Annotated in this window: 23 protein-coding genes and 1 riboswitch; of the genes, 11 read left to right on the forward strand and 12 right to left on the reverse strand. The window is 42.9% G+C overall.

What is annotated here, in order from left to right:
• The first annotated feature begins 136 nt into the window (after positions 1–136).
• Genes ACYQ0C_RS05225 through ACYQ0C_RS05265 form a run of 9 tightly spaced genes read left to right on the forward strand, consistent with a single transcriptional unit; the run spans position 137 to position 8,550 of the window.
• Complete coding sequence (locus tag ACYQ0C_RS05225; RefSeq protein WP_016278459.1) at positions 137–1,504, forward strand: lipopolysaccharide biosynthesis protein; 1,368 nt, start codon at positions 137–139, stop codon at positions 1,502–1,504.
• Between the two features lie 10 nt (positions 1,505–1,514).
• Entirely contained in the window at positions 1,515–2,177 is a 663-nt protein-coding gene (locus tag ACYQ0C_RS05230; RefSeq protein ID WP_016278460.1) for an acyltransferase, read from the forward strand.
• On the forward strand, positions 2,167–3,000 hold the full coding sequence (locus ACYQ0C_RS05235; protein ID WP_016278461.1) for a glycosyltransferase family 2 protein: 834 nt from the start codon (positions 2,167–2,169) through the stop codon (positions 2,998–3,000). The genes ACYQ0C_RS05230 and ACYQ0C_RS05235 overlap by 11 nt, the downstream gene beginning before the upstream one ends.
• A gap of 1 nt (position 3,001) precedes the next feature.
• Positions 3,002–4,045 (forward strand): glycosyltransferase family 2 protein, encoded by a 1,044-nt coding sequence (locus tag ACYQ0C_RS05240; RefSeq protein ID WP_016278462.1) that lies wholly within the window; start codon positions 3,002–3,004, stop codon positions 4,043–4,045.
• A gap of 41 nt (positions 4,046–4,086) precedes the next feature.
• A complete protein-coding gene (locus ACYQ0C_RS05245; RefSeq protein ID WP_016278463.1) occupies positions 4,087–5,172 on the forward strand; it encodes an EpsG family protein in 1,086 nt (361 codons plus the stop codon).
• Between the two features lie 30 nt (positions 5,173–5,202).
• A complete protein-coding gene (locus ACYQ0C_RS05250) occupies positions 5,203–5,895 on the forward strand; it encodes a glycosyltransferase family 2 protein (protein ID WP_016278464.1) in 693 nt (230 codons plus the stop codon).
• An 8-nt stretch (positions 5,896–5,903) separates the two neighbouring features.
• Positions 5,904–6,716, forward strand: a complete 813-nt coding sequence (locus tag ACYQ0C_RS05255; protein WP_016278465.1) for a glycosyltransferase family 2 protein — start codon at positions 5,904–5,906, stop codon at positions 6,714–6,716.
• 11 nt (positions 6,717–6,727) lie between these two features.
• A complete protein-coding gene (locus tag ACYQ0C_RS05260) occupies positions 6,728–7,741 on the forward strand; it encodes an NAD-dependent epimerase/dehydratase family protein (RefSeq protein ID WP_016278466.1) in 1,014 nt (337 codons plus the stop codon).
• Positions 7,738–8,550 carry a YjbH domain-containing protein gene (locus ACYQ0C_RS05265; RefSeq protein ID WP_016278467.1) on the forward strand — a complete coding sequence of 271 codons (813 nt, stop codon included), beginning with the start codon at positions 7,738–7,740 and terminating at the stop codon, positions 8,548–8,550. The genes ACYQ0C_RS05260 and ACYQ0C_RS05265 overlap by 4 nt, the downstream gene beginning before the upstream one ends.
• Before the next feature lie 112 nt (positions 8,551–8,662).
• On the opposite strand, the gene ACYQ0C_RS05270 is transcribed toward ACYQ0C_RS05265, so the two are convergent.
• From ACYQ0C_RS05270 to ACYQ0C_RS05300, 7 genes are all read right to left on the reverse strand, one after another.
• Entirely contained in the window at positions 8,663–11,038 is a 2,376-nt protein-coding gene (locus tag ACYQ0C_RS05270; protein WP_175271173.1) for a TonB-dependent receptor, read from the reverse strand.
• A 267-nt stretch (positions 11,039–11,305) separates the two neighbouring features.
• Complete coding sequence (locus ACYQ0C_RS05275) at positions 11,306–11,602, reverse strand: hypothetical protein (RefSeq protein ID WP_139015977.1); 297 nt, start codon at positions 11,600–11,602, stop codon at positions 11,306–11,308.
• Between the two features lie 402 nt (positions 11,603–12,004).
• The gene (locus ACYQ0C_RS05280; protein ID WP_016278471.1) at positions 12,005–13,012 is read right to left on the reverse strand and encodes an ABC transporter ATP-binding protein; all 1,008 of its coding nucleotides are present in this window, start codon (positions 13,010–13,012) and stop codon (positions 12,005–12,007) included.
• Complete coding sequence (locus tag ACYQ0C_RS05285) at positions 13,012–14,043, reverse strand: iron ABC transporter permease (protein WP_025076643.1); 1,032 nt, start codon at positions 14,041–14,043, stop codon at positions 13,012–13,014. The genes ACYQ0C_RS05280 and ACYQ0C_RS05285 overlap by 1 nt, the downstream gene beginning before the upstream one ends.
• 114 nt (positions 14,044–14,157) lie before the next feature.
• A complete protein-coding gene (locus tag ACYQ0C_RS05290; protein WP_016278473.1) occupies positions 14,158–15,294 on the reverse strand; it encodes an ABC transporter substrate-binding protein in 1,137 nt (378 codons plus the stop codon).
• A gap of 10 nt (positions 15,295–15,304) precedes the next feature.
• A complete protein-coding gene (locus ACYQ0C_RS05295; RefSeq protein ID WP_016278474.1) occupies positions 15,305–16,393 on the reverse strand; it encodes a YncE family protein in 1,089 nt (362 codons plus the stop codon).
• A gap of 16 nt (positions 16,394–16,409) precedes the next feature.
• A complete protein-coding gene (locus ACYQ0C_RS05300) occupies positions 16,410–18,419 on the reverse strand; it encodes a TonB-dependent receptor plug domain-containing protein (protein WP_016278475.1) in 2,010 nt (669 codons plus the stop codon).
• A 64-nt stretch (positions 18,420–18,483) separates the two neighbouring features.
• A riboswitch (cobalamin riboswitch) is annotated at positions 18,484–18,710 on the reverse strand.
• 108 nt (positions 18,711–18,818) lie between these two features.
• Here ACYQ0C_RS05300 and ACYQ0C_RS05305 point away from each other — a divergent pair.
• The gene (locus ACYQ0C_RS05305) at positions 18,819–20,705 is read left to right on the forward strand and encodes a glycoside hydrolase family 35 protein (protein WP_016278476.1); all 1,887 of its coding nucleotides are present in this window, start codon (positions 18,819–18,821) and stop codon (positions 20,703–20,705) included.
• A 122-nt stretch (positions 20,706–20,827) separates the two neighbouring features.
• Here the strand turns inward: ACYQ0C_RS05305 and ACYQ0C_RS05310 are convergent, their stop codons facing one another.
• The 5 genes from ACYQ0C_RS05310 to ACYQ0C_RS05330 all read right to left on the reverse strand — a co-directional run bounded on the left by ACYQ0C_RS05310 (position 20,828) and on the right by ACYQ0C_RS05330 (position 25,314).
• Positions 20,828–21,601, reverse strand: a complete 774-nt coding sequence (locus tag ACYQ0C_RS05310; RefSeq protein ID WP_007836776.1) for a prephenate dehydrogenase — start codon at positions 21,599–21,601, stop codon at positions 20,828–20,830.
• 4 nt (positions 21,602–21,605) lie between these two features.
• Complete coding sequence (locus ACYQ0C_RS05315; RefSeq protein WP_016278477.1) at positions 21,606–22,673, reverse strand: bifunctional 3-deoxy-7-phosphoheptulonate synthase/chorismate mutase type II; 1,068 nt, start codon at positions 22,671–22,673, stop codon at positions 21,606–21,608.
• A gap of 19 nt (positions 22,674–22,692) precedes the next feature.
• On the reverse strand, positions 22,693–23,877 hold the full coding sequence (locus ACYQ0C_RS05320; protein WP_016278478.1) for a pyridoxal phosphate-dependent aminotransferase: 1,185 nt from the start codon (positions 23,875–23,877) through the stop codon (positions 22,693–22,695).
• Positions 23,852–24,694, reverse strand: coding sequence for a prephenate dehydratase (locus ACYQ0C_RS05325; protein ID WP_016278479.1), 843 nt, complete (start codon positions 24,692–24,694; stop codon positions 23,852–23,854). The genes ACYQ0C_RS05320 and ACYQ0C_RS05325 overlap by 26 nt, the downstream gene beginning before the upstream one ends.
• A 263-nt stretch (positions 24,695–24,957) precedes the next feature.
• Positions 24,958–25,314, reverse strand: a complete 357-nt coding sequence (locus tag ACYQ0C_RS05330; protein ID WP_016278480.1) for a winged helix-turn-helix transcriptional regulator — start codon at positions 25,312–25,314, stop codon at positions 24,958–24,960.
• 187 nt (positions 25,315–25,501) lie between these two features.
• Here ACYQ0C_RS05330 and ACYQ0C_RS05335 point away from each other — a divergent pair, with 187 nt between their 5' ends.
• The gene (locus ACYQ0C_RS05335; RefSeq protein WP_016278481.1) at positions 25,502–26,032 is read left to right on the forward strand and encodes a DJ-1/PfpI family protein; all 531 of its coding nucleotides are present in this window, start codon (positions 25,502–25,504) and stop codon (positions 26,030–26,032) included.
• Positions 26,033–26,062: the final 30 nt, after the last annotated feature.

Raw genomic sequence — 26,062 nt, forward strand, 5'->3', positions numbered from 1 at the left:
TTCTTTTCAGAAAAGGACAGGATGTTTGAAAGGTTAGTAACGTGCATGCCGGAAGGTTAGTAACGTGTGGCGTGTAAGATTACTAATGTTACAGGTGTAAGATTATATATCTTGCCAGTGATACATATCATAATGTATGAAGTTCCAGTATATAAAAGATAAAGTTAATGCTTATTTCACTAAGGGGAATGAGCGTAGTGTGGCGGTAAAGAAGAACATCGCCGCTTCGTTGGTCTTGAAATGTGTCAGCATTTTGGTTTCCTTGCAGGTGGTTCCGTTGACCATCGGTTATGTCAACCCTACGAAGTATGGCATTTGGCTGACGTTGAGTTCTATCATCGCTTGGCTGTCTTATTTTGATTTGGGTTTTGCGCATGGATTCCGCAACCGTTTTGCCGAGGCAAAAGCGAAAGGGGATATGAAGTTGGCAAAACAATATGTCAGTACTACGTACGCGGTGCTGTTTTTGCTGTTTTCGGTAGTTTTGCTGGTCGCTTTGTTGGTTAATCATTATCTGAACTGGAGTGCCCTCTTGCATATTGATGTCGCCTATAATGAAGAATTGAATAAAGTGTTTGGTCTGCTGGCCTGTTTCTTTTGTCTGAACATTGTTGCAAGTGTCTTTACAACGATGCTGATGGCTGATCAAAAGCCGGCTTTGGCATCGCTGGTTCAGACGGGAGGGCAGGTGCTGGCTTTCGGTTGCATCTATGTACTGACCCGGACTACTTCGGGAAGCTTGAGTGCTTTGGCTGTAGCTTTTTCGGGAGTGCCTTGCTTGTTGCTGGTGATGGTTTCTGTCTTTATGTTTTGTGGAAGAAAATATAAATCTGTATCACCCGCCGTACGATGCGTCCGTTTCTCATTGACTAAGAAGATTTTGGGACTGGGCGGACAGTTCTTTGTGATCATGATTTCCATGCTGTTCATCTTCCAGTTCATCAATATCATCCTGTCCAGGTTGGAAGGACCGGAAGCTGTGACGCAGTATAATATCGCTTATAAATATTTCAATGTGCTTCACATGATGTTTGTCATTGTGCTTACTCCTTTTTGGTCTGCCTTTACGGATGCTTATGTGAAGAAGGATTATAGTTGGATGAGAGGTATAGTAAGAAAACTGGAATTATTATGGTTGCTATGTTTCCCCGTTTTGGTGCTGATGGTGTTATGCTCCCGGTTCCTTTATCAATGGTGGATTGGTGATTCCGTCTCGGTCTCTTTTTCGTTATCAGTTTGTATGGCAGTATATGTTTTGTTCCAAATGGGTGGCGGTGTATATATGTATTTAATTAATGGAATGGGTAAAGTCCGTTTACAACTCATTACTTATTTGTCTTTTGCATTAATAGCCATACCGTTAATGAGTTTTTGTTGTAAATGGTATGGGGTAGAAGGCATATTGATAGTTCCCGTTATTGTTTTTGCTTTTCAGGCTTGTATCGGGAGAATACAGGTTATGAAAATAATAAATGGCACTGCCGAAGGGATCTGGTTAAAATAATTGATTTATTATGAAGTTTATACGTATTGGTGTTAGGCTTTTTCTTGCTAAACTTTTTCGTATTCCTCGTCGCCTTCGTATGATATACTATATCCGTTTCAATCGCTTGAAATTTTGGGCTAACGGTGTGCGTTTTGGGGCTAATATGCGGGTATATAGTAAGATGTATTTATCAATGATGTCTGGTAGTAAGATTACGATTGGAGATAATTTTGTCTATACTCATGGAGATGCATTCAATCCGTTGTGTCGCAATATCAGAGGATGTATATATACGGCTTACCCACATTCGTCAATTACTATTGGAAATGATACGGGAATGTCTTCTGCTTGTCTTCGGGCGAGTACGTCCATTACCGTTGGAAATCATGTGAATATAGGGGGAGACTGTATTATTATGGATACGGATGCGCACAGTTTGGATTACATGATTCGCCGTTCACGTGAAAAGGATGCGGATGGGTTTGGAGTGGATGGTCTTTCTGCTGTTACTGCTCCCATTGTTATAGAAGATGATGTGCTTATTGGAGCCCGATGTATCATACTGAAAGGTGTGACTATCGGGGCACGTAGTATCATAGGCAGTGGCAGTGTAGTTGTAAAGTCTATTCCGGCAGATTGTATTGCAGCTGGTAATCCATGTAAAATAATAAGATATATAAATGGAAAATGATCTTTTGATTTCAGTTGTAACAGTTTCTTATAATGCTGTTACTACTATTGAACAAACCATTCTTTCTGTTATTAATCAGACTTATCCCCATATTGAATACATCATCATTGATGGGGGAAGCACGGACGGAACAGTGGATGTTATTAAGAAATATGCGGATAAAATCGTTTATTGGGTGAGTGAGCCGGATAAGGGAATCTATGATGCGATGAATAAAGGTGTTAGAGAAGCGAAAGGAAAATATATTGCATTTTTGAATGCTGGGGATTTTTATTATAATCAAGACTCTTTGTTGCAATTAATACAAAAAGGAGAAATAGATAATGATCCTGATGTAATATATGGATACCAAATCCATTCATTTAATTATGGGAAATTTGTGAGAAAAAAAATGCCTCTTGTTTATTTTAAAGAATTCATGCCGATAGGGCATCCTTCTTCTTTCGTTAAAGCAGATTTAATGAAAAATACGATGTTTGATTGTTCTTATAGGATAGCTGCAGATTATAATTTTTTATTTGGATTGTATCAGGCTAATAAAAAATTCAAATTTGTTGATGTGATTATTGCTGATTTTGAAAGCATGACAGGAATATCCAGTGAATCAAACCTTTTGGCATATAAAGAAACGGCAATAATAAATGGATGCTATGGCACATTGAAGTATAAAATACGATATTTGAAATTATATTTGTCAGGTATGATAAAAAAAATAACTCGTCTCCTTTTTCCTAAATTGGCTCTTACTATTCAAAAAAGAAAGCGGCGTAAAAATAAAGAATACTTACTTCTTGATGAATTTCTATTAGATTATAATAAATAAAATGGTTGATATATCAATAATAATCCCAGTATATAATTCTGCAAAATATCTGGATGTTTGTCTTGATAGTATTTTAAAACAGACATATAAGAATTTTGAAGTGATCCTGGTAAATGATGGAAGCACTGATAATTCTAAAGATGTATGTGAAAATTATGTTGGTAGAGATTCTAGGTTTTATCTTTATTCTATTCCTAATAGTGGTGTATCTGTCGCACGAAATTATGCTTTGGAAAAATGTATTGGGGAATGGATTACATATATAGATTCTGATGATTGGGTTGAGCCTGATTATTTAGAATCTTTGAAACGAAATGCAACTGTTGGAGTTGATATTGTAATGGGAAATTTCTTTTTCAATAGAGGAAAGGTGGAAACAATTGGAGTTTGTTCAAAACATAGCATCAAAAAAAAGCAATTTCCATCTTATCCGTTAGCTTTATTGGTTGAGGATTGTGCAGTTGCAGATAATATTAAAATATCAGTTGAGATTATTTGTGCAGCTTGTGGAAAGCTCACAAGAAAAAGACTTGTAAATAAAAATAATATAAGATTTGAAGAGGGACTTGAATTAAATGAGGATGGTTTATTTCATTTAATGACATATATAAAAGCAAATGATTTTGTTATTATTGATAAACCACTTTATCATTATCGAATTTCTGCCACTTCTTCGAATTATAGGTATAGGCCGAATGTGGCATCTCAGATGGAAATTTGGCATGCCTGCTATAAAAAGGTCGCTGATGATTTGCCTGCTGATCAAAAGAAGTTATTTTTGAGTTTAAGTGCTTATAGAATGTACTGCAATATATTTAACTTGTTTTTAAACCATAGGGAGTGTTGTTTAAGCTTTCGGGAAAAAATAGGAATTCTACAAGAATGTTTTAATACAGATAAATATGATGTTAGTAGAATTAGCAAAAAATTGATGTTGATAAAAAGGGTAGAGATGGTTTTGATGAAATACCGCTATTGTACTGCTCTGTTAATTTTTTCTAAGCTCAAATTTGTTTTTAAAGCTATTTTGAGTTCGAAATGTTGATATATATATTAACTTTTTCACTCTCCTTATTTAATGTTTATATGGCGAATAGACATTATAAGAAAAAGGGCCTTTTTTACTTTTTTTCGTTTTTTGCTGTTGCGCCCCTCGTGTTATTGGCTAGTTTTAGGGCATCTAATGTAGGTAGTGATACTAGTTTTTATCAAATTCCTTTTTGGAGAGATGCGTTGTTGTCTCATGGAGGATTGATTGATTATATTGAACGTCATCCAAATTTTGAGGCTGGTTATCTGTTTGTGAATTATTTTATTTCATTATTAACGGATAATATCGTTTACTTATTTCTTGTTATATACACGCTAATTATATTGCCTGTTTACAAAGTCGCTATGCGGTGGAGGAAATCTTTGTCTCCTTTTTTATTTATGACCATTTATTGTCTTGTTTGTTATAATGAGTTATTAAGCACAGTAAGACAAGGAATTGCAATGTCACTTTCTTTATTGGCTTTTAATTATTTCCTAGAGCAGAAATATTATAAATATTTCTCTCTGTCTGTAATGGCCTATGCTTTTCATACATCTGCTTTGATACCTTTTGTCTTTCCATTTGTTTACAAATTTGTAGATAAATATAAATTAGAGGACTGTCGTTTAATTTATATGTCTTTTAGTGCTTTATTTATTTGTATACTCTTGAATTTTGATAATATTCTAGTGTTTGTAATTAATAATAATTTTCTTGCGGAGAAATTTATAGAATATACATCAAAAGGAAATGCATTTGAAGGAGATTTAGGCTTGTCAAATCTCATTGTAAAGTTAATGATATTAGCTTATATTTATTTTATTATGAAACTGAGAGGAAAGTCTACATTTGTTGATTTCTTTTTTCTCATGGCAATCTTGGATTTAGCATTTTCTTCATTGGGAATTATAATTAATCATCTTATACGATTAAGTCTTTATCCTCGGATGATGACTTGTATTTCTTTGCCCTTTTTGTTTAAAAATTATCCATTGTATATAAGACTTGGAAAAATAAGATATAAACTTCCATTTGAATTTATTTTTATTTCTCTGTTACTGTTTTATTGGTATTATGTTTACATCTATGGTGATTTTGCAGCAACTTCAGATTATAAATTTAATCCTGAAATCTTTTGATTTATACATTTTATATCAAAGTACAATAATATGATTTCTATTTGTATGGCTACCTATAATGGGGAAAAATATATAGAAAAACAAGTGGATTCCATTTTACAACAAATTTCGATTCGTGATGAATTGATAATTTCAGATGATGGAAGTAAGGATGATACACTTGAAATTCTTGTTTCATTGAATGATTCAAGAATTAAAATTTTCAATAATAAAGGTCTTCATGGAGTCGTCCCTAATTTTGAAAATGCAATAAGGCATGCAGCTGGTGATTATATCTTTTTATGTGATCAAGATGATATTTGGATATCAAACAAGATAGAAATTTGTATGAAAGCATTGTGTAATTGCAATTTAGTTATTCATAATTCCCTGCTAATGGATGGAGTTGGCAATGTTTCTGATATTGACTTTTTCTCTCTTCGTAAATCAACGGCAGGATATTGGAAAAATTTATATAAGAATTCATTTATAGGTTGTTGTATGGCTTTCCGTAGAGAGATTTTAGATTATGTGTTACCTTTTCCTGAACATATTTTGTGGCATGATATGTGGATTGGTCTTATGGTGGAAAAAAAAGGAAAAACAATGTTTATTGAGGATAAACTTCTTTACTATAGAAGGCATGATAATAATGCTTCGGCAACAGCGGAGAAATCTTCTTTTTCATTTCTTTTCCAAATAAAATATAGACTACAAATGTTTGGTTATACTCTCATACGCTAAAAAATAACATGATAACAGTTTCCATCGTCACTTACAAGACAAACTTGGAAGAACTGTCCCAATGTCTGCATTCATTAACCTCTTCTCTCATCTCCCGAATTTACATTGTCGATAATTCCAATGAACAGTATATTGCAGATTTCTGTCAGCAATATACCAACGTGGAATACATCGGTAGCAAGAATGTAGGCTACGGAGCAGGGCATAATCAGGCATTGAGGCAAGTACTTGGCTCAGAAGAAGAATATCATTTGGTACTTAATTCGGATGTGTATTTCAATCCGTCAGTATTGAAATATCTTGTAGAATATATGGATGCGCATCCGGATGTGGGACAGGTACAGCCTAATGTGGTATATCCTGATGGAGAGCAGCAATATACCTGTCGTTTGCTTCCCACTCCTGCCAATCTGATATTCCGCCGTTTCCTTCCTAAGGGAATAATGGAGAAAATGAACATACGCTATCAGTTGAAGTTCAACGACCACAAGAGGGAGATGAATGTGCCTTATCATCAAGGCAGTTTCATGTTCTTCCGCACGGAATGTTTCAGAAAGGTGGGACTGTTTGACGAACGGTTTTTTATGTATCCTGAAGATATTGACATCACACGGAGAATGCACAGACTGTATCGGACAATGTTTGTTCCCGGTGTGACTATTGTGCATGCCCATCGGGCTGCATCTTATAAGAACAAGAAAATGCTGAAGATCCATATCATCAATATGATTAAATATTTTAATAAATGGGGATGGATAGTTGATAAAGAACGTTCTGCTTGGAACAGAAAGTTATTGGAAGAATTAGGATATAAAAAATAATATTTTCTATAATGAATTACTTTATTACAGGTGGTACCGGCTTCATCGGTACTCACCTCGCCCATCTTTTGCACGAAGTACATCCCGAAGTAAGAATTTACAACTTGGATATTGTAAAGCCGGGTACTCCGTTGCCGACTGTGAAAAATTATAAACCGGTCTTAAGAAAAGGGGAGGAGCATGCAGCCACATTCATCTATTGTGATGTGCGTCAACCGATAGAGTTGGAAAAAGTAAATATCACTCCCGATGATGTGATTTTTAACTTCGCCGCCGTTCATCGCACGCCCGGTCATCCCGATCCTGCCTATTTTGAAACAAATATCCGTGGCGCGGAGAATGTATGCGCCTTTGCCCATCGGCATGGTATCCGGAAAATGGTTTTTACCAGTTCCATAGCCCCTTACGGTGCGGCCGAGGAACTGAAGGAAGAAACCACGCTGTCTACTCCCAACACTCCTTACGGTATATCCAAACTGGTTGCGGAAAAGATTCATGTCGCCTGGCAGGCGGGGAGTCCGGAAAGACAGCTTACCATTGTCCGTCCCGGTGTGGTGTTTGGGCGAGGGGAGAACGGTAATTTTACCCGTCTGTATTGGGGCATTCGGGGGCATAAGTTTATGTACCCGGGGCGCAAGGATACCATCAAGGCCTGTATCTATGTGAAGGAGCTGGTGCGGTTCATGCTTTACAGATTGGAACATCACGACAGTGGGGTGGAACTGTACAATTGCTGTTACGAACCCGCCTATACGATAGAGCACATCGTAGAATCCATGAAAAGAGTGACAAATATGAAGGTAAAAGTTCCTTTCATGCCGGGATGGCTGATCATGACTGCTGCTGGTATAGCCGGAGCAATAGGCTCTCCGATGGGCATCTGTCCGGCACGGGTGAGAAAATTGCAGATCTCCACGAATATCTGCGGAAAAAAACTGGTTGCCTCGGGCTATCCTTTTCACTATACATTTGAGGAAGCGCTGGCAGACTGGTACAAAGACAATGATAATCGGTGCCTGCAATGAGGAAATTGATACTCTCTTTGTCCTTGCTCTGGGCAATGGGTGGTATGGCACATGCCCAGTTCACCTATGGAACAACGGGCATGCTGAATATGCCCACTGCCGATATGCAGCGTGACAAGACGTTCATGGTTGGCGGTGGCTTTCTGGAGAAACACGCCACTCCTGCCCGGTGGACGTACGATACTTTCAATTATTATCTTAACGTGACTATATTCCCTTGGCTGGAGGTGGCATATATCTGTACACTGCATAAGGCTGTGGAAAACGATCCGGCATACGGCACCGGTTTCTGGGTGCCTTCTACGTATGGGAGGTTTGTCAATCAGGATCGTAACTTTGCAGTTCGGTTACGGTTGTGGAAGGAGGGCTGGTGGAAACTGTGGACTCCGCAAATTGTGCTGGGTGCGAATGACGCTCTTAATAATTCGTGGACGGAGGGCAGTAAGATAGAAATGAGTTCCGCCCGGATGAATGGTTTCTATAGCCGTTATTATTTGGCTCTCACTAAACGTCTCCCTCTTAATAATATCGGTCGGCTGGGCTTGCACGCGGCGTATGTTTACAATCGTCGCAAAGACTATCCCCTCAACGGACCTGCCATTGGCATCAACTTTCGTTTTACTCTTCCCAACTATCACTTCCTGACGGAAACACTCAATCGTTTTACTCTCATGGCAGAATACGATTCCCATACGATCAATCTTGGTGCGGAATATAGTTTCTGGAAAGACCACATCAATGCAGTAATTCAGTTCAACCGTTGCCGTTATTTTTCCGGTGGACTGGTTTTGAAAGTCCATCTGAAATAATCACTTCCAAGGGGAAACCCGCGGCTCTTCTTCAATACATCCTTTTACTCATCAGCTGTTCTTTCTGCTTGACTAAACAACGTTCTCACCGTCAATAAGATAAAACCAACGGTCAAAACTCCACCGTAATCCCCAGCGTGGGAATCAAGGTTCCGCTTTCTTGTTTCAAATACTTCATTTTATACCTCTGTTCGGCAAGAGGGGCCGACGGATTATCAATCTCCCCCGTACTCATTAACACATCCGGTTGCTTCAACCGGCTGCCCGTCACATTCTGCAAATCAATATACACTCCCAACCTCCAATGCCGGAAATAATAATTCTTGTCCACCCGTACATCCACTTGGGCAAAGTTGCCCAGACGCTCTGTGTTATACAGGGTATAGTCATGATAAGGACGTCCTTGCGCATCCCATGCTTCCACCAAAGATGATTTCTCTATGTCGTATGGCGTATAGGGAGTACCCCCTATATAACTCAGTTTGCCTCCGATACTCCAGCGGCGCGGCAACTCCCAGGTGCCGCTCATATTCAGTATAAAGCGGTTATCCCATGCCGACGGGATATAAGAGCTGGCTTTGCTGTTTCTGTATTCACTGCGGAATACGGTCAGAGAGCCTGTCAGACTTATTTTTTCCGGCACTTGCCATCTGGCAAGCAGTTCGATTCCATAGGATTGCCCTTGGGCGGAGGATACCAGCGCTTCGTTGCCGGACACTCCGTAATCATTGCCCTTGCAAGCCAGAGGAATATGGTCGGCTAAAGAAAGCGGAATGTTGCCATATTGCTTGTAGAAACCTTCGATGGAGAAGGCGAGTCTGCTGTCAGGATGCCAGTCCATGCCGATGCTTCCCGAAGTGACTCGTGTATAGTCCAACTCCCGGTTTATCAGTTTGCCCGATTCGTCTTTAAATCCCAGTGCGGTATAGGGGGGAAGCTGATAATAGATTCCGATGTTTCCTCCTACAGACCATTGTTCGTTAAAGGCATAGCCCAGGGATAGCCTTGGAGAAATTTGTTTCCACATGCGGGACATTGTGCCGTAATCCGAAGCGTCCGAACGCACTCCTATGGAGGAGGTGAAACGCTTGTCGGGTGAAGTATAGTCGGCGGAGACAAACAGCCCCCAGCTCCATATACCTAAATCGGTTTTATAATCACTTACTTCGGCTTGAGCCTGGTAGAGACGTTGCAGGGTTCGGTTGGTATATTGCGAGTAACTGGCTTCCACTCCCTCTCTCAACGTCCATTGATTCAGATAAGAACGGTTTTCGGCCCTTAAAGAAGTCTTTTGTTCTACAGAGCGGAGCCTCAGAGTCAGGTTGTCTTCCGAAGATTCGTCATTGTTTCTGTATTTCACGTTTCGGTTGTTCAGGTAATTGTGGCTGAGGTAAATGCTTTGGGTGTGATGGCCTGCATAATGGCGGTAGGATGCCCCTACAGTGAATGTCTCCTGATTGATTTGGGGAAGATAACTCAATAAATATTCCGCATCTTCTCCTTTCTCGTCCGTATTCAGTTTCATTTTGTCGATGCCTGCCAAGGCAAGGAAGGTCAGTTCGTCGGAATCAGACAGGTGCGATTTGATTTTCACCTGTCCATCAATGTAATTGGGCAGGAACGGAAGTCCCAGCATTTTGAACAATAATTGAAGATAGGACTGACGGATGGAAAACAGATAAGTGGTCCGTTTATTGAAATGTCCGCTTCCGCTTAATGAAATCTCGGATGCTCCGAGCGTTCCCTTAAACGTTTGTTTATCCGGGTCTCCGTCCCGCAGACTGAAATCAAGAACAGCACTCAGTGCTCCCGAACGGTTGGCGGGGAATGCTCCGGTATAAAAATTAATTTCCCGTATCAAGTCGGCGTTTACAATGCTTACCGGACCGCCCGATGCTCCCTGGGTGGAGAAATGGTTGATGTTCGGTATCTCGATGCCATCCATGTAGAAACGGTTTTCGGCAGGACCTCCTCCCCGCACAATCAAGTCGTTGCGGTAACCTATCGGCGAGAAGGACACGCCGGGATAAGATCGTACTATGCGTGATACATCCCGGTTGGAACCGGGGTTCTTCTCCATATCCTGCAATCCGATGACCCTGAGGCTGACGGGGCTTTCCGTTGTCCGCCGGAAAACGGATGGGGTCACGGTGACTTCATCCAATGCATTGCTGTCCTCTGCCAGTTCGATTTCTATCAATGGAGTTCCCGCAGAAATCATATATTCAGAAGATACCGTTCCCTTATATCCCAGACAAGAGACTATCAGGCGGCAGATGCCGGGAGCAACCTTGGGGATAAGGAATACGCCCGTAGAATCTGTTGCGGCACCTACTCCGGCTTTCCCTTCTATCATGACATTGGCATAGGGAACACCTTGCCGTGTAAGGCGGTCAATGACTTTTCCGCGGACGGCATAGCCTTGGGTTTGCGCCTGTGCAGGCAGGATGAGAATGCACCCTAAAAAGAGGAATAAAAAAAACTTCATTTTATAGTATGTAGTTCATTTTCGTTTGAGACTGTTTTTATTATAACAACCAAAGATACTTAATTGGTTTATAAAAATAGCCTGTTTGCGGAATTAAATGATGAATGATACTTGAAATGAAAACATCGCTGTCACACTGCCTTATTTCTTTGCCACCATGAAAGCACCTACAACCATAAAGAACAAAAAACAGCTTCTTTATAACCGGTTATAAAAGTACACTACTCTTATAACTGGATTTTGACTAGTATTAATTCGATAGAGATCTTATAGTATGTCTGTCAGCCAAGCTGTAAGAACTACACTTACAGGAAGTGTCATGTAATATAATAGGAATGTGGTCGCAAGTGCTTTCTTTCTTTGGCGATGTTCTTCTTTGGTCAGTTTATCTGCCTCTTCTATAAACAATTCACATACTTTCTCTCTCTTTAATTTTATAGAAAATAAAATGGCTGTGATGATGGCAATTCCAATAATCCAATATATCAGTGGGCGTGAAACAGGTTTGTCTATACGTGCCCAAATAATAAAAAGGATAGTGAATGGCATTAAAATTTCAGTCATAATTAGGCATGTTATTCTCCAAAGAATATCATATACTTCACCTTTAGGTGTTACAGGATATAACCGATTGTTGGATAACATTATTCTTATAACAGGAATTACATAGTTCAATCCAAATTTGTAAAACATGGCTTTTATAAATTTAATCTTTGGCAATTAGTACTATACTTTCATTAGTGATTCTTTTGGTGTGACAAATATATTATTTTATGCCTAAAAAACAAAAAAAGAAGGATGATTATCAGGAAAACGAATCGGAGAGGTTAAAAGAATAAAAGAGGATCTTGTTGAAAGTTGGGAAGTAGTACATCTTTAATTTGCCGATAATCCCTTAACCTCCAGTAAGAAAAGGCTTAGCCTTCCGGTTAAAATCCGTAAGGCAGTTTGAAGAACTTGCATCCTTTAATTGAATTGTGCCAATAAGCTTTCGAAGGAGGGATACGTCTGTGTTTCTCCTTCCCGTATAAGTGTCAGTTTATCAGGCGATAATGCAAGGAGATGAGGCATATTCCTGTTCTTTTCCTCGGATGGCAGGCAGGTATAGCCATGACGGTTCAGCGCATTGATGGTCCAGTGCAGTAAGGTCTCGTCGGTTGCTTCCACCGTTATTTCCTGCTTTCCGTTCACGGTAGGATAGTAAATGCCATGGTCATAATCGAACCGGATATTGCTGTGTGAGAACAGCGTGTCCATACGGTGATTCAGAATCATGTCTTCCGTCCCCCCGCATTGCAGCCCTGTCTCTTTGGACAGCAGCCAAAGCTTGTCCGACAGTACCAGGGCTTGTTCTATGTCATGGGTAGATAGCAGGATGGCTTTGTTTTGCTCCACCGCCAGGCGGTGCAGCAGGGTCATGATTTCTATGCGGCTCACCACGTCCAGAAAAGCGGTCGGCTCATCCAGGATGATAAGCGGACATTCCTGCACCAATGCTTTGGCTATCATTACCTTTTGCCGTTCTCCGTCCGAAAGTTCGGCGGTGTAGCTTTCGGCTTTGTGGGCAATGCCTACGGCTTCCAATGCTTCTTTGATAATGAGACGGTCTTTGGAATGCAGTCTGCCGAAGAAACCCGTGTGCGGTTGGCGGCCCAAGGCTACCAGTTCATACACGGTCAATCCTCCGGCTTGTGTCTTGTCTGTCAGGACCACGCCGATGGTGCGCGAACGTTCCTTTTCCGAATACTGCTGCAAAGGCTTGCCCTGCAAGTGCAATTCTCCTGCCAGGGAAGGCTGCGAGGCGGACAGGGTGCGGAGCAAGGTGGACTTTCCGGCTCCGTTGGCTCCAAGCAGACTGGTCAGTTCTCCCGGATAAAGCCGGAAAGAAAGATGTTCGTGCACTTTCTTCTCTCCTTTATGGGTGCGATAACCTATGCACAGGTCTGTGGCGGTGATGACAGCTTGCTTTTCCATTAGTTGAAGTACTGGATTTTACGTTGGTTCACAATGACATAAATAATAATGGGCGCACCAATGACCGGAGTGACGGCATTCAGCGGAATGATACCTGCCTCGCCCGGCAGAATACAGATGAAATTACAGAGCAGGGCAATGGCTCCTCCCGTCAGCATGGTGACAGGCAGCAGGGAGTTATGGTTGGAGGTTCCTAGCATGAGGCGGGCGATATGAGGCACGGCCAGTCCGATAAAGGAAATCGGGCCGCAGAAAGCGGTAGTTACTGCTGTCAGTAATCCGGTGGCGAGCAGCAGCAGGTTGCGCGTGCGGCGGATGTTGATTCCCAGGTTTTCGGCATAGCGTGTGCCCAGCAGCAATGCATTCAGAGGCTTTATCAAGAGTATGGTAATCAGCAGTCCCGCCGCCGTGACCAACGAGAAGAAGGGAAGCTGTTGTAAAGATACTCCTCCGAAGTTTCCCATTCCCCAAATCATATAAGAGTGTACGCCTTCTGCCGTGGCGAAGAAGTTGAGCAGGGAGATGGCGGATGAAGTGATATACCCTATCATGATACCTATAATAAGCAGCATGATGCTGTTTTTTATCAAGGTGGAGAAGAACAGGATGATTCCCATCACCAGCATGGAGCCTATGAATGCTCCGATAATGACGGACAGGAATCCGGATAAAGTGAAAACTCCGGCAGTAATCGTACCTGCCCCTGCCAGCATGACCAGGGCGACTCCCAAACTGGCTCCCGAACTGATGCCCAGTATGGAAGGGTCAGCCAAAGGGTTATTGAATGTGGTTTGCAACATCAGTCCCGATGAGGCTAATGCCATTCCGCAGAGCAGGGCGGTAATGGCTTGTGGCAGACGGGATTCCCAGACTATGAAACTCCAACTCGCCTTTTCCACTTCATTGCCTGTAAGGATGTGCCACACCGCCTCGGCAGGGATGTTTACCGAGCCGAACAGCAGGTTGGCTCCTGTCAATGCAAGGATGAGGAGGAGCAGTATGATACCGTATTTCGTTCCTTTGTTTCTCATTGGTATTGTTTTGAGTTGCGCCCACCGTAGGGGCGGGGTCTGCCCGCCCGAACACATTCACAAATACATCTTTCTATGTGTATTCGGGCAGGCAAACCCTGCCCCTACGGTGGTTTACTCCGCTAATTTAGTGAAATATTTTAATTCATATCCTTCCAATAGGTTAGGATGGAAGATTTTTATCAAATCTTTCAGTAATCGGTCGGGATGGAAAGGGGAATCTTCGTAAAAGTCTACTTTCCCGGTGTTGCATCCATAAATGTTGCGTTCCTTGAATGCACGGAAACCGGTGTAGGGAGCATAGTCCTGCTCCAATTCCTTATATGTCTTGTCTATAGCCTGATTATATTTGATGAGCCAGAAATCTGCGTTCTGACCTTTATCGAATACCGTTTCGAAGGCTAGGGGAACGGAACCGCTATGCTCATCGGCGGCAAATACGTAATTGGCTCCTGCATCTGCATAAATCCGTGCCGAAGTACTTTTCCCTCCCGGAACATACCAGGCCGAACCGTTTTTCAGTTCGCTGATTACACTCGGTGCAGATGAAAGGGGGGCAACCAATGCTTTCAGCTCATGATAGTTCTTCTCTACTTCGGCAAACAAGCTGTCCGCTTTTTGTGCCTCACCGAACAGAAGGCCGTAGAAACGCATCCATTCGGCACGTCCCAAGGCCGAAGTTTCCATGTAGTCCGCACATTCGATAATGGGGATGTTGAGTTTCTCCACCCGTCCGTATCCGCCACTGTTCTCAAAGGGGGAGAGCATAATGGCATCGGGGTGCAGGTCGATTATCTTTTCTATATCTGGGTTCATTCCATTCCCTACGTCGGCGATGCTTCCTGTGCGGCAGCCATCCTGCACTTCTTGCAGTTTGATATACTTCAAATCGCAGACTCCTCCAATACTCTTCAAAGCGCCAATCTGGCTGAGCAATCCGCAATGTACGGATGAGTAAACAACGGCCTTGCTCAATGGCGTGCGGACAAGTGTCCCTTCGGGCAAGTCGGCAGGCAGGGACTTTTCTTTGTCAACCAAGACATAGGTATGCAGTATCCGGGTCGTATCCCATGGATTGCGTAGGCGGGCGATGGTATAGTCTTCGGTTGCAGACAGACTGAGGTTCTCTGCATAACGCAAAGAGATTGTTTCTTCTGCTTCTATAACAGAAGAAGTCTTGCTCCTTCCGCCGCAGGCGGAAAGAAGCAAGACTGAAAGCATTAGATGGATAAAGAGAGAAAATTGTTTCATTCTTTATAGGTTATTTAGTGACAAAAACTACTTTGGCGGTTGCATATCCGGCAGATAGCTTCTTTTTAAAGTTGCCGTCTTTGTCATAAATCATCAAGTCAGAAGTGCTGCCGTAAGGAGCATTACTGATGTAAACGTCCCCTGTAATTGGATCAATGTCCATAGAAGAGGGGGAGGGTATTGATGCAATGTCAATGAATGAAGACTCTTTTCCGGTTTTCAAATCATAGATAGCGGCCTTGTGCGTATTGGGTAAATAAAATTCTGCATATAAGAGGTACATTTTATCACCGCTATTAGCGATATAAGTGGCAGGACAGATATTTTTCACTTCATCCGTTTGGGGGTCGATGCGTTGCATGGTCTGATAAATCCATTCGCTTTCAGGCTTCTTGGGGTCACCTGCATAATTTCCGTTAGATACTACATATACATATCCGTCATCTGCCGTAATACATTGGGTATAAGGATTCAATACTACCTCAATATCCTTTATCTTAGTGAATGTTTTGAGGTCGACTACGGCAACATTTTTTCCACTTCCGTATCCGGAAATATTAATATACAGTTTTCCATTGGCATTGGTTAAGGCTTCCGGATGGTCTCCCACCTCTACACTACCTGTAATATTCATTGAAAGGGTGTCCAAACGGGAAACTGTGCCATCGTATGCGGTGAAATATACATTTCCGTCTACGGCAGTCATGTAACGGGGACTGACGGGTTGGTTTTCAGAATTGGTCAGAGGAATGTTCTTAATGATTTTACAATTTTTGTCCATGATGACAACTTTAGAGGAACCGCTTACCGTGGTATACAGTTTGGAACCATACAGACAGAGGTCTTGTCCTAAATCACCCAACGCTTCGCCGTTGGCGCTAGCATAGAGGTCGGCACTGACTGTTCCTTTTTCTATGTCCATATATTGGATGGAAGCGTCGTTTCCGCCCCAGTTTCCGGTATTGAGGATATACGCTCCGACAGTTTCCGTGGGAATTGTCACAGGAGGTTCAGGAATATTGTTATCATCATCGCTACAAGCAGTGAAAGCACCCAGCGCCACTGTCATTAAAGTCATTTTGTACCAATTCTTTTTCATTTTTGTACTCTTTTAATTATAAATTATAGTTAAATTTGATCTTGTAATTTCGTCCGGGCATAGGATAAAAGCGAACTACTTCATAATTCTTGTTTCCTAGGTTGACTGCGTCCAGTTGTATGCGGAGCGATTGTTTCTTCCAACGGAATACGCGTGAAAGGGACAGGCTGTGGTCTGTATAAGGCTCTATGCGGTTGTCGTTGGAGTTTTGCGGCATTCGGTAGCGCTCGGATGCATACAGGAGGTTATAAGTAAGGTTTAGCCATGGCAATTCTACTGTTATACTACCCGAGCCGGAATGCTTTGGTGTATAAGCTATTTGATTTTTCCATATTTTACTGTCTCGGTTTGTTATATCTTCGGCTTGCATGAAATTATAGGCTCCTGTTATGTATAGCTTATAACCGTCTGCAAGGGTTAGTTCACTTCCTATATTTACGTCAACACCTATGGTTTCTACTTTGCCTACATTGGACATTTTCCAGATGAACATGGTGGGGATAGCCACTATTTTGTCATTGACCCGGTTGTAATAGGCATCAATTGAAATATTGAGATAATCAATGACAGAAGGGAAAGAATACCCCCATGTAGTACCTAGATTAAATTGTTTCGTGCTCTCGGGCTTGAGTCGGCTATTACCTATCAGCAGATAATATAAATCGTTGAAGGTAGGGACACGGAATATGTCTTTATAAGAAGCTCTCAAACGCCATCCGGCATCTTCAAAAGGTTTCCATGCCAAACTGATGGCGGGGGACAGGCGTTTACGGTCATCGGCGGCTGTTCCTATTTTAACATTTTCTGTAATGTATGTGTTAAGTAAGGAAGCTGTTGCTGTAATGTGTGTGCTGCGGTAGTGAGTAGCCAGGACGGTGAGTAACGTAAAACGTTCCGGATACTGGCACTCACGCAGGCTCGTTGAAAGATAGTTGTAGGCAAAGTCTTGTGCCAATGAAAAAGACAGCCCTTGGATGGGTTCTGTCCATAGGGTGGTTGATAGATAGCTTTCGGTCTGTCGGAAACGGTCATCGGTAGTGCCGGAAGCTTGTTTGTTATAATCACGATTCCAACTATAGTTAAATTTTCCGATTGCCTGTAATTTCCATTGATCTGAAAAGTGGTTTTCATATTTTAACTGACCGAAATAGTTCTTGTCATAGAGCCGTTCTGTTGCATAAGGATTGTCATAAATGACACTTCCCGGTAAGCCTCTTGATGAGTCGAATAGGTAGAATTTGGCCTTTAAATTCTGTTTATGGCTCAAGGTGGCAAATAGATTCAGTTCCGCTTTATAAGTCTCTATGTCGCTATTATTTCTTTTGGAGTCGATGAGCTTGCTATGGTTCCACATTTTGAAGGGATAATTCCCATCTGCTCGCAAGTAGTCACCGTATGCAGATAGACTGAACCGATCAGTCAGCTTTCGGGCAAAAAGAAAAGAAGGGTTGGCAAGTCCAAAGGAACCGGTTTTGAAACTGGTTGATAATTTATAAGGACGTTCTTCAAACTTCGGACGGATAGTTTCGATGCTCAGAGCGCCGGCAGAGGCAAACATCTTGGCTGTTTGGTAGATATTGTCTGTCTGTCCGATATTCATTGTGAGTTCAGAAATGTTGTCTAGTGAAAAACGCGAAATATCCACTTGCCCCGATTGACAGTCGCTGATAGCTACTCCATCATAACTAACTGTGGTGTGTTGTGCTCCCAAACTACGTACCGATACGGTTTTCATACCTCCAATGCCTCCATAATCTTTAATGCTTACACCTGAGAAATGATGGACGGCATCCGAGACTTCTAATGCCCCGAGACGTTCCATTTCTGCCTTTTTGAATTGCTGGGTAGGAGAAGAGCTTATAATGTTTCGCGGCGCTCGTTTGGCCGTTACCGTAACTTCATCTATTTTATGCACTTTTCCGGTAATGGAATCTCTTTTCTCCTGTGCCTGCATATCAAACGGCAATAGGAGAAAACTGCAAAGCAGACAAAGCCATAGCTTATAAGCCTGGTTATTTCCTTTCATTTAAAAAACATATTAATGAATAAATACTGCATTCTTACCGCTGCTCTTTCCTCGAAAGCGACGGTCGATGACTTTACGTTTTGCAGGTCTTCTGACTTACTCCTGTTTACTTGCCTTCCCACCTTATTATATATACAGGTAGTGGCGTGAGTGATAAGTAAACCTATCCCCTTATAGGGTAGATGGAGCTTACAGCAGCGGGACTGTTCAGGACTTGCACCTGATTCCCTTTTCATCCGGTGCCTCGCCCTTATGTGGAGGCATCGCGGAACAAAACTGTCCAAAGGTAGAGGAAATCTGTGAGACAGCAAAAATAAAACCATAAAAAAAACAAAAATCGGGCACTCTCTCTTTTATTTCAGTATTTTTGTTGATTAAACCAATTGACTAATTCTAACCATGAAAAAAAAGATTATTTATCTGTTGCTGTTGATGCTGCTCATGCCTCTATGTTTGATGGCCCAGTCAAAATCGACTTTCGAGATTAAAGACGGACATTTTTACCGGAACGGTAAAGTGACCCCTATTCTTTCAGGAGAAATGCATTATGCCCGAATCCCTCATCAGTATTGGCGTCATCGCCTGCAAATGATGAAAGGCATGGGGCTGAATACGGTAGCTACCTATGTGTTTTGGAATCTTCACGAACCGGAACCGGGAAAATGGGATTTCACGGGTGACAAAAACCTGGCTGAATATATCAGGATAGCCGGAGAGGAAGGAATGATGGTGATTCTTCGTCCCGGACCGTATGTTTGTGCCGAATGGGAGTTTGGCGGTTACCCCTGGTGGCTGCAAAATGTGAAAGGCATGGAGATCAGAAGAGATAATGCTGAGTTCCTGAAATATACCAAAATGTATATTGACCGTCTGTATAAAGAAGTGGGAGACCTGCAATGCACCAAGGGAGGTCCCATCATTATGGTGCAGTGTGAAAACGAATTCGGATCGTATGTGGCGCAGCGCAAGGATATTCCTTTGGAAGAACACCGTGCCTACAATGCCAAGATCAAACAGCAGTTGGCGGATGCCGGTTTCAATGTGCCTCTGTTCACTTCCGACGGCAGCTGGCTGTTTGAAGGAGGAACCACCCGGGGAGCTTTGCCGACAGCGAATGGGGAAAGTGATATTGAGAACTTGAAAAAAGTGGTCAATCAGTATCATGACGGGAAAGGTCCGTATATGGTAGCTGAGTTCTATCCCGGCTGGTTGTCTCATTGGGCGGAACCGTTTCCGCAGGTGAGTGCTTCACAAATAGCCCGCCAGACAGAGGCTTACCTGAAAAATGATGTCTCTTTCAATGTCTATATGGTACACGGGGGCACTAACTTCGGCTTTACCAGTGGAGCGAATTATGACAAGAAGCGCGATATACAGCCCGACTTGACGAGTTATGACTATGACGCGCCTATCAGTGAGGCGGGATGGGTGACTCCGAAATACGACTCCATCCGCACGGTGATCAAGAAATATGTGAACTATGCGGTTCCTGAGGCACCGGCCCCGATACCGGTCATCGAAATACCTTCCATCAAGTTGGATAAAGTGGCTGATGTACTGGGCTATGCCGAGAAGATGAAATCGGTTGTGAATGATACACCGCTGACATTCGAGCAGTTGAATCAAGGAAATGGATATGTGCTGTATACCCGCCATTTTAACCAGCCCATCAGCGGAACACTGGAGATTCCCGGCCTGCGCGACTATGCCGTGGTTTACGTTGACGGCGAGAAGGCAGGTGTGCTGAACCGCAATACCCAGACTTACTCGATGGAGATAGATGTGCCGTTCAATGCTACGTTGCAGATTCTTGTTGAAAACATGGGCCGAATTAATTATGGCAGCGAAATTGTTCATAATACAAAGGGAATCATCAGCCCTGTCACCATTGCCGGCAAGGAAATAACAGGTGGATGGAACATGTATCCGTTGCCGATGAGCGAAGTTCCCGATTTGGGCAAACTGGGAAATAATGTGTATGCAAACGGATCGGTAAAGGCGGCTAAGTTAAAAGATTGCCCGGTGCTTTATGAAGGTACATTTACGTTGAAGGAAACCGGCGATACATTTATTGATATGGAGCAATGGGGAAAAGGAATTATCTTCATCAACGGAATCAATATAGGACGTTACTGGCAGGTAGGCCCCCAGCAGACTCTTTATATTCCCGGAGTTTGGCTGAAAAAAGGGGAAAACAAGATTGTCATTTTCGAGCAGTTGAACGCAGAGCCTAAGGCTGAGGTGGGAACCGTGAAAGTGCCTGTCTTGATGAAACTGAATAATTAAGCCCGAAAGAATAGCTGTAAAAAGACAAGATAACAGGATTGCCATTCCGGACCCGTGTGAAAACCGGTAGGGAATGGCAATTATAGTTCTAGAAACAAGATGCCCTGTGTGAGGGATGTTCATCATTTAATCTTTTCCCGAATCTTGCTAAGATAGGCACGCATCCCCGCAGCATCTTTCTTGTTGATGATATCCAACAGCTCATTTAATTCTGTACGGATACCTTCTACCTGTGCCGGGGTGCGGGGATTGAATAAAATTTCCTGCAACAGGTAGTCGTCTTCGCTTAGTACTCCCTTGGCTATCTTCATGTGACGTTTGAAAGTAGTACCCGGTGCGTCCTGATGCTTCATCACTGCCGCAAAAACGAAAGTGGAAACAAAAGGGATAGACAACGAATAGGCCACTGTCTCATCATGCTCGTCGAAGGTATATTCAAAGATATTCAGTCCAAGGTTCTGGTATAAGTCCTTGAAGAAGATTTTACCCAGATGGTCACCTTCGCTGATGATGATGGCATTTTCGGTGCTCAGTTTGTCAAGGTTGGCAAAGGTGGGACCGAACATGGGGTGAGTAGACACATAACGGAATCCGCATTGGTCATAAAACTCTTTCAGTCCGGTCTTTACCGAGGCGATATCGCTGATGATGCAATCCTTGGGGAGAGCAGGCAATACTTGGTGAAAAGCATCCAGCGTATATTTCACGGTTGCCGCATTGATAACCAGTTCGGGCTTGAATTCTTCAATCTCTTCCAGTGTGGTATATCGGTAGGTGTTGTAAACGAAACGAAGGCGTTTCGGGTCAACATCAAATACGGCTGTTTCGTGCTGGAAACTCAATACATCGGTAAAGAAGGAGCCCATTTTGCCGGCTCCTAAAATTAATATTCTCATCGGTTTACTTATTTATGATTTCCATTTGTTGCCTTACGCTTTCTTCGTGGATGGCTTCGAATACTTTTTTTATGAAGTCTGAATCCATGCCGCACAGTGAACCTTGTGCACCGCGCTTGTCCAGAATCTCATTGTAACGGCCTGTCTGCAGGATGGTCATATCGTGTTCTTTCTTGAATGTACCGATTTCACGGCAGACGCGCATACGTTTGGCCAAAACCTCGATAATTTCATTGTCGCAGTCATCGATTTGGTTACGCAGTTCACCCAGGTTTTCGGTGGTTTGGGTTTCTTTGCGGATGACCAGCAGATTCAGGATGTAGTCCAGCACATCGGGAGTGACTTGTTGGGCGGCATCGCTCCATGCACAGTCGGGATTGCAGTGTGATTCTACGATTAAACCGTCAAAACCTAAGTCCATTGCCTGCTGGCAGAGGGGAGCTACCAACTCGCGCTTGCCACCGATATGGCTGGGGTCGCAGAAGATAGGCAGTTCGGGAATGCGACGGCGCAATTCGATAGGAATATGCCATTGGGGCAGGTTACGGTAAATCTTTTTATCGTAAGAAGAAAATCCGCGGTGGATAGCACCCAGTTGCTTCAAACCTGCATTGTTGATGCGCTCGAAGGCTCCAATCCACAATTCAAGGTCAGGATTGACCGGGTTTTTAATCAATATAGGAATGTCCACTCCTTTCAGCGCATCGGCTATTTCCTGTACGGCAAACGGGTTGGCAGTGGTGCGTGCGCCGATCCAAAGCACATCTATTCCAGCTTTCAAGCATTCGTAAACATGTTTGGCGGTAGCTACTTCGGTAGCCACATACATGCCGGTTTCTTGTTTTACTCGTTTCAGCCATGCCAGGCCTTCTACACCGATGCCTTCGAAGCCTCCCGGTTTGGTACGCGGCTTCCAGATTCCGGCACGGAAAATCTTGATGCCTTTATTGGCCAGCATAGTGGCTGTATCCATTACTTGTTGTTCTGTTTCGGCACTACATGGGCCGGCAATGATCATCGGGCGTTTCTTTTCAATTCCCGCCAGTTCGATGGGTTTTAAATCTAATTCCATAAATCTATCTTGTTTTTTATTACATTATCTTTTTAATTCTTTCCAGTGCTTCTGCCAGTTTGTCCTCCTTGGCACAAAGGGAGATGCGGATATAGCGTTTGCCGTTGCTGCCGAAGATGAAGCCCGGAGTGATGAACACACGTGCTTCGTGCAACACTTTTTCGGTCAGCTCTTCCACGTCATTGTAAGATTCGGGGATGCGTCCCCAAAGGAACATGCCTACCTGATTGGGATCAAAACTACAACCGAGTACTTTCATAATCTCTTCTGCCAGTTGGCGGCGACGACTATAGACATTGACGTTCGCTTCTTCGTGCCATTCCACACTGTTGTTGTAAGCTTGTGCGGCGGCCAGTTGCATGGGGCGGAAAGTTCCTGAATCAATATTACTCTTTATTTTCAATATCCATTGTACGAACTGCGCGTTGGTAGCAAGCATTCCCACACGCCATCCCGGCATATTGTGGCTCTTGCTCATCGAGTTGAACTCGATACAGCATTCTTTGGCACCGGGCACATTGAGGATGCTCAGCGGCTGTTTGTTCAGGATAAAGCTGTATGGGTTGTCGTTTACAATCACGATGTTGTGCCGGCGTGCAAAGTCTACCAGCTTTTCATACAGTTCCATCGTGGCGTTCGCTCCGGTCGGCATATTGGGATAGTTGGTCCACATTATCTTGACGCGGCTCAAGTCCATCTTCTCCAGTTCCTCGAAGTCGGGTTGCCAGTGGTTGTCTTCGCGTAGGTTGTAGTTCACAATCTCGCTGCCCAATATCTTGTTTAAAGAGGTGTAGGTAGGGTAGCCCGGATTGGGAACCAATACCTGGTCACCCGGATTGACAAACGCCAGTGTAACATGCAGGATGCCTTCCTTGGAACCGATCAGGGGCTGGATTTCTGTCGCCGGATCAAGATCGACATGATACCAGCGTTTGTACCAGCCGGCCATGGCTTTGCGTAGTTCGGGGATGCCGACGGTGGGCTGGTATCCGTGAACATCGGGGCGTTTCGCCTGTTCGCACAGTACTTGCACGGTTTCTTCCGAAGGAGGCATGTCAGGGCTTCCTATCCCCAGGCTGATCACATTCTTACCTTCGGCATTCATTTGTGCCACTTCTTTCAGTTTACGGCTGAAATAGTATTCGCTAACATTCGCCAGACGGTCTGCCGGCTGAATATTATATGGTTGATGTTCCTTCTGCATATTCTCCTAATATTTTAAGTTCTTTTGTCAATGGGGTTACGGCGTCAATAGACTGTTTGTATCTCAGATAATCATTGAAAATTACATCTACGTAGAACAGGTATTCCCATTCGCGTCCGATGATGGGCAATGATTGGATTTTGGTGAGATTGATTTTATAGAAAGAAAAGATAGAGAGCACTTGCGACAGGCTTCCTTCGTTGTGGGGGAGGGAGAAGACGATGTTGGCTTTGTTCACACTGGAACGGTTGCGGAGTTCGTCGGCTTTCCATGGGTCGGCCACTACCAGGAAACGGGTGAAGTTGTGTTTGTTGGTTTCGATGCCTTCTTCCAATACCTTCATTCCGTACAAATCGGCGGCGTATCTGGAGCAGATGGCGGCATGCCCTTTCAGGTTATCCCGTTTGATGGCTTCCGCGCTCCCGGCTGTATCTTCCGTTTCTACGATTTTCAGTTTGGGATGTTGCATCAGGAATTCCCGGCATTGTGCCAAGGCGACGGGGTGGGAGTTGACTTCTGTCAGTGTATCCCAGTCATCATCGGGCAGACACATGAAACTGTGTTTGATGCGTAGTTTGTGTTCTCCGATAATGGTCATTCCACTTTCGCGCAGCAACTCGTAGTTATGCAGCAGGCTGCCTGCAATGGTGTTTTCGATGGCAAGCATACCAATCACATTGCTATCCTGCTTCATATTCGAAAAGATTTCCTCGAATGTGGAACAGCAGATTAGTTCGATTTCTTCCCCCGGGAAGAACTTGTGGGCGGCAATGTCGTGATATGAGCCCGGTACACCTTGTATTGCTATCTTTTTCATTTGCTGTTTTATTTATTATAAAAAAATCCCGCTTCTTGCCGGAAGCGGGATTTCGTTGTTATTATCGCATTGATTTATTCGTCGTTTAACGTACACATACAAACTCCCGCTTCACTTTGTTGCTAAAGTAAAAGTAATAAAAGAAGAAAAAGTATGTATTGTATAATGCTTTCATTTTGTTCTCATTGTTATTGAATACGCTGCAAAAGTAATATTTTTCTAGCAAAAACAAATAAATAAGAAGTTTTTTTTCAATTTTTTTTTTAGGGGATGCCTGTTTGACTCCGGCTTTCCATAATTCCCGGCAGCTGCTGTAAAGCCCAGTTTACCAATCCTTCTATATGTGGCATTAAGCTTTTTCCTCTTTCTGTCAGTTCATATTCTACTCGTGGCGGAACTTCGGCATACACTTTCCGGCTCACTAGTCCGTCAGTTTCCAGTGTGCGCAGGGTTACAGTCAGCATGCGTTGTGAGATATCGGCTATGGTTTTATGGATATCGCAGAACCGCATGGTTCCGTTAGCGTTTAATGTGATAAGAACTAGCATAGACCACTTGTCACCAAGCCTGCACAATACATTCCGTACAGGGCAATTATTATCCGGATGAAAATTTCTCATTTTTTAATATTTTCTATTCGCTTGTCGTTCAACAATGGTTACCTCTGTGTAAGTCCCTTATCTATAGGTGCCTTATTGTTTTTTGGAAGAAGGATACTTACATTTGCATCACAAAAGTAATAAACTTACTAAAGATAACTATTGTTTTACTAGATAAATTTATTGTTTCACTTAATAAGTTTAGATTATGGCAAAGAAAGTAGCTGTTTTAGCGGTAAATCCGGTGAACGGATTCGGTTTGTTCCAGTATTTGGAAGCGTTTTTTGAAAACGGTATATCCTATAAGGTATATGCAGTAGCGGAAACAAAGGAAATTAAAACAAACTCGGGTATTGAATTGGTTGCCGATGATGTGATTGCAAACCTTATAGGGCATGAAGATGATTTTGATGCTTTGGTTTTTGCTTGTGGGGATGCGGTTCCTGTATTCGCCCAACATGCGGATAAACCTTATAATGTGGACTTGATGTCGGTCTTGAAAGCCTTTGCCGGGAAGGGAAAGATCCTGATAGGTCATTGTGCGGCAGGCATGTTGTTTGATTTTGCTGGAATTGCAGAGGGAAAGAGATTAGCTGTGCATCCTTTGGCAAAACCGGCTGTAAGTAAGGGGACGGCTACTGATGAAAAATCGGTTGTCGATGGTAATTTTTATACTGCCCAAAGTGAAAACTTTGTTTGGACAATGATGCCTCAGGTAATTGAAGCCTTGAAAAAGTAAGGGAATTAATGTCGTCCAATGTAGAAATTT

This window comes from Phocaeicola sartorii JCM 17136 = DSM 21941 (genome assembly GCF_054653615.1).

Bases quoted from the DNA above. Each gene is read 5' to 3' on its own strand.
- ACYQ0C_RS05250 (WP_016278464.1), top strand. From the start codon at position 5,203: ATGATTTCTATTTGTATGGCTACCTATAATGGGGAAAAATATATAGAA.
- ACYQ0C_RS05300 (WP_016278475.1), bottom strand. From the start codon at position 18,419: ATGAAAGGAAATAACCAGGCTTATAAGCTATGGCTTTGTCTGCTTTGC.
- ACYQ0C_RS05305 (WP_016278476.1), top strand. From the start codon at position 18,819: ATGAAAAAAAAGATTATTTATCTGTTGCTGTTGATGCTGCTCATGCCT.
- ACYQ0C_RS05265 (WP_016278467.1), top strand. From the start codon at position 7,738: ATGAGGAAATTGATACTCTCTTTGTCCTTGCTCTGGGCAATGGGTGGT.
- ACYQ0C_RS05310 (WP_007836776.1), bottom strand. From the start codon at position 21,601: ATGAGAATATTAATTTTAGGAGCCGGCAAAATGGGCTCCTTCTTTACC.
- ACYQ0C_RS05230 (WP_016278460.1), top strand. From the start codon at position 1,515: ATGAAGTTTATACGTATTGGTGTTAGGCTTTTTCTTGCTAAACTTTTT.
- ACYQ0C_RS05270 (WP_175271173.1), bottom strand. From the start codon at position 11,038: ATGAAGTTTTTTTTATTCCTCTTTTTAGGGTGCATTCTCATCCTGCCT.
- ACYQ0C_RS05335 (WP_016278481.1), top strand. From the start codon at position 25,502: ATGGCAAAGAAAGTAGCTGTTTTAGCGGTAAATCCGGTGAACGGATTC.
- ACYQ0C_RS05225 (WP_016278459.1), top strand. From the start codon at position 137: ATGAAGTTCCAGTATATAAAAGATAAAGTTAATGCTTATTTCACTAAG.
- ACYQ0C_RS05285 (WP_025076643.1), bottom strand. From the start codon at position 14,043: ATGAGAAACAAAGGAACGAAATACGGTATCATACTGCTCCTCCTCATC.
- ACYQ0C_RS05235 (WP_016278461.1), top strand. From the start codon at position 2,167: ATGGAAAATGATCTTTTGATTTCAGTTGTAACAGTTTCTTATAATGCT.
- ACYQ0C_RS05260 (WP_016278466.1), top strand. From the start codon at position 6,728: ATGAATTACTTTATTACAGGTGGTACCGGCTTCATCGGTACTCACCTC.
- ACYQ0C_RS05315 (WP_016278477.1), bottom strand. From the start codon at position 22,673: ATGGAATTAGATTTAAAACCCATCGAACTGGCGGGAATTGAAAAGAAA.
- ACYQ0C_RS05295 (WP_016278474.1), bottom strand. From the start codon at position 16,393: ATGAAAAAGAATTGGTACAAAATGACTTTAATGACAGTGGCGCTGGGT.
- ACYQ0C_RS05255 (WP_016278465.1), top strand. From the start codon at position 5,904: ATGATAACAGTTTCCATCGTCACTTACAAGACAAACTTGGAAGAACTG.
- ACYQ0C_RS05330 (WP_016278480.1), bottom strand. From the start codon at position 25,314: ATGAGAAATTTTCATCCGGATAATAATTGCCCTGTACGGAATGTATTG.
- ACYQ0C_RS05290 (WP_016278473.1), bottom strand. From the start codon at position 15,294: ATGAAACAATTTTCTCTCTTTATCCATCTAATGCTTTCAGTCTTGCTT.
- ACYQ0C_RS05325 (WP_016278479.1), bottom strand. From the start codon at position 24,694: ATGAAAAAGATAGCAATACAAGGTGTACCGGGCTCATATCACGACATT.
- ACYQ0C_RS05245 (WP_016278463.1), top strand. From the start codon at position 4,087: ATGGCGAATAGACATTATAAGAAAAAGGGCCTTTTTTACTTTTTTTCG.
- ACYQ0C_RS05320 (WP_016278478.1), bottom strand. From the start codon at position 23,877: ATGCAGAAGGAACATCAACCATATAATATTCAGCCGGCAGACCGTCTG.
- ACYQ0C_RS05280 (WP_016278471.1), bottom strand. From the start codon at position 13,012: ATGGAAAAGCAAGCTGTCATCACCGCCACAGACCTGTGCATAGGTTAT.
- ACYQ0C_RS05240 (WP_016278462.1), top strand. From the start codon at position 3,002: ATGGTTGATATATCAATAATAATCCCAGTATATAATTCTGCAAAATAT.
- ACYQ0C_RS05275 (WP_139015977.1), bottom strand. From the start codon at position 11,602: ATGACTGAAATTTTAATGCCATTCACTATCCTTTTTATTATTTGGGCA.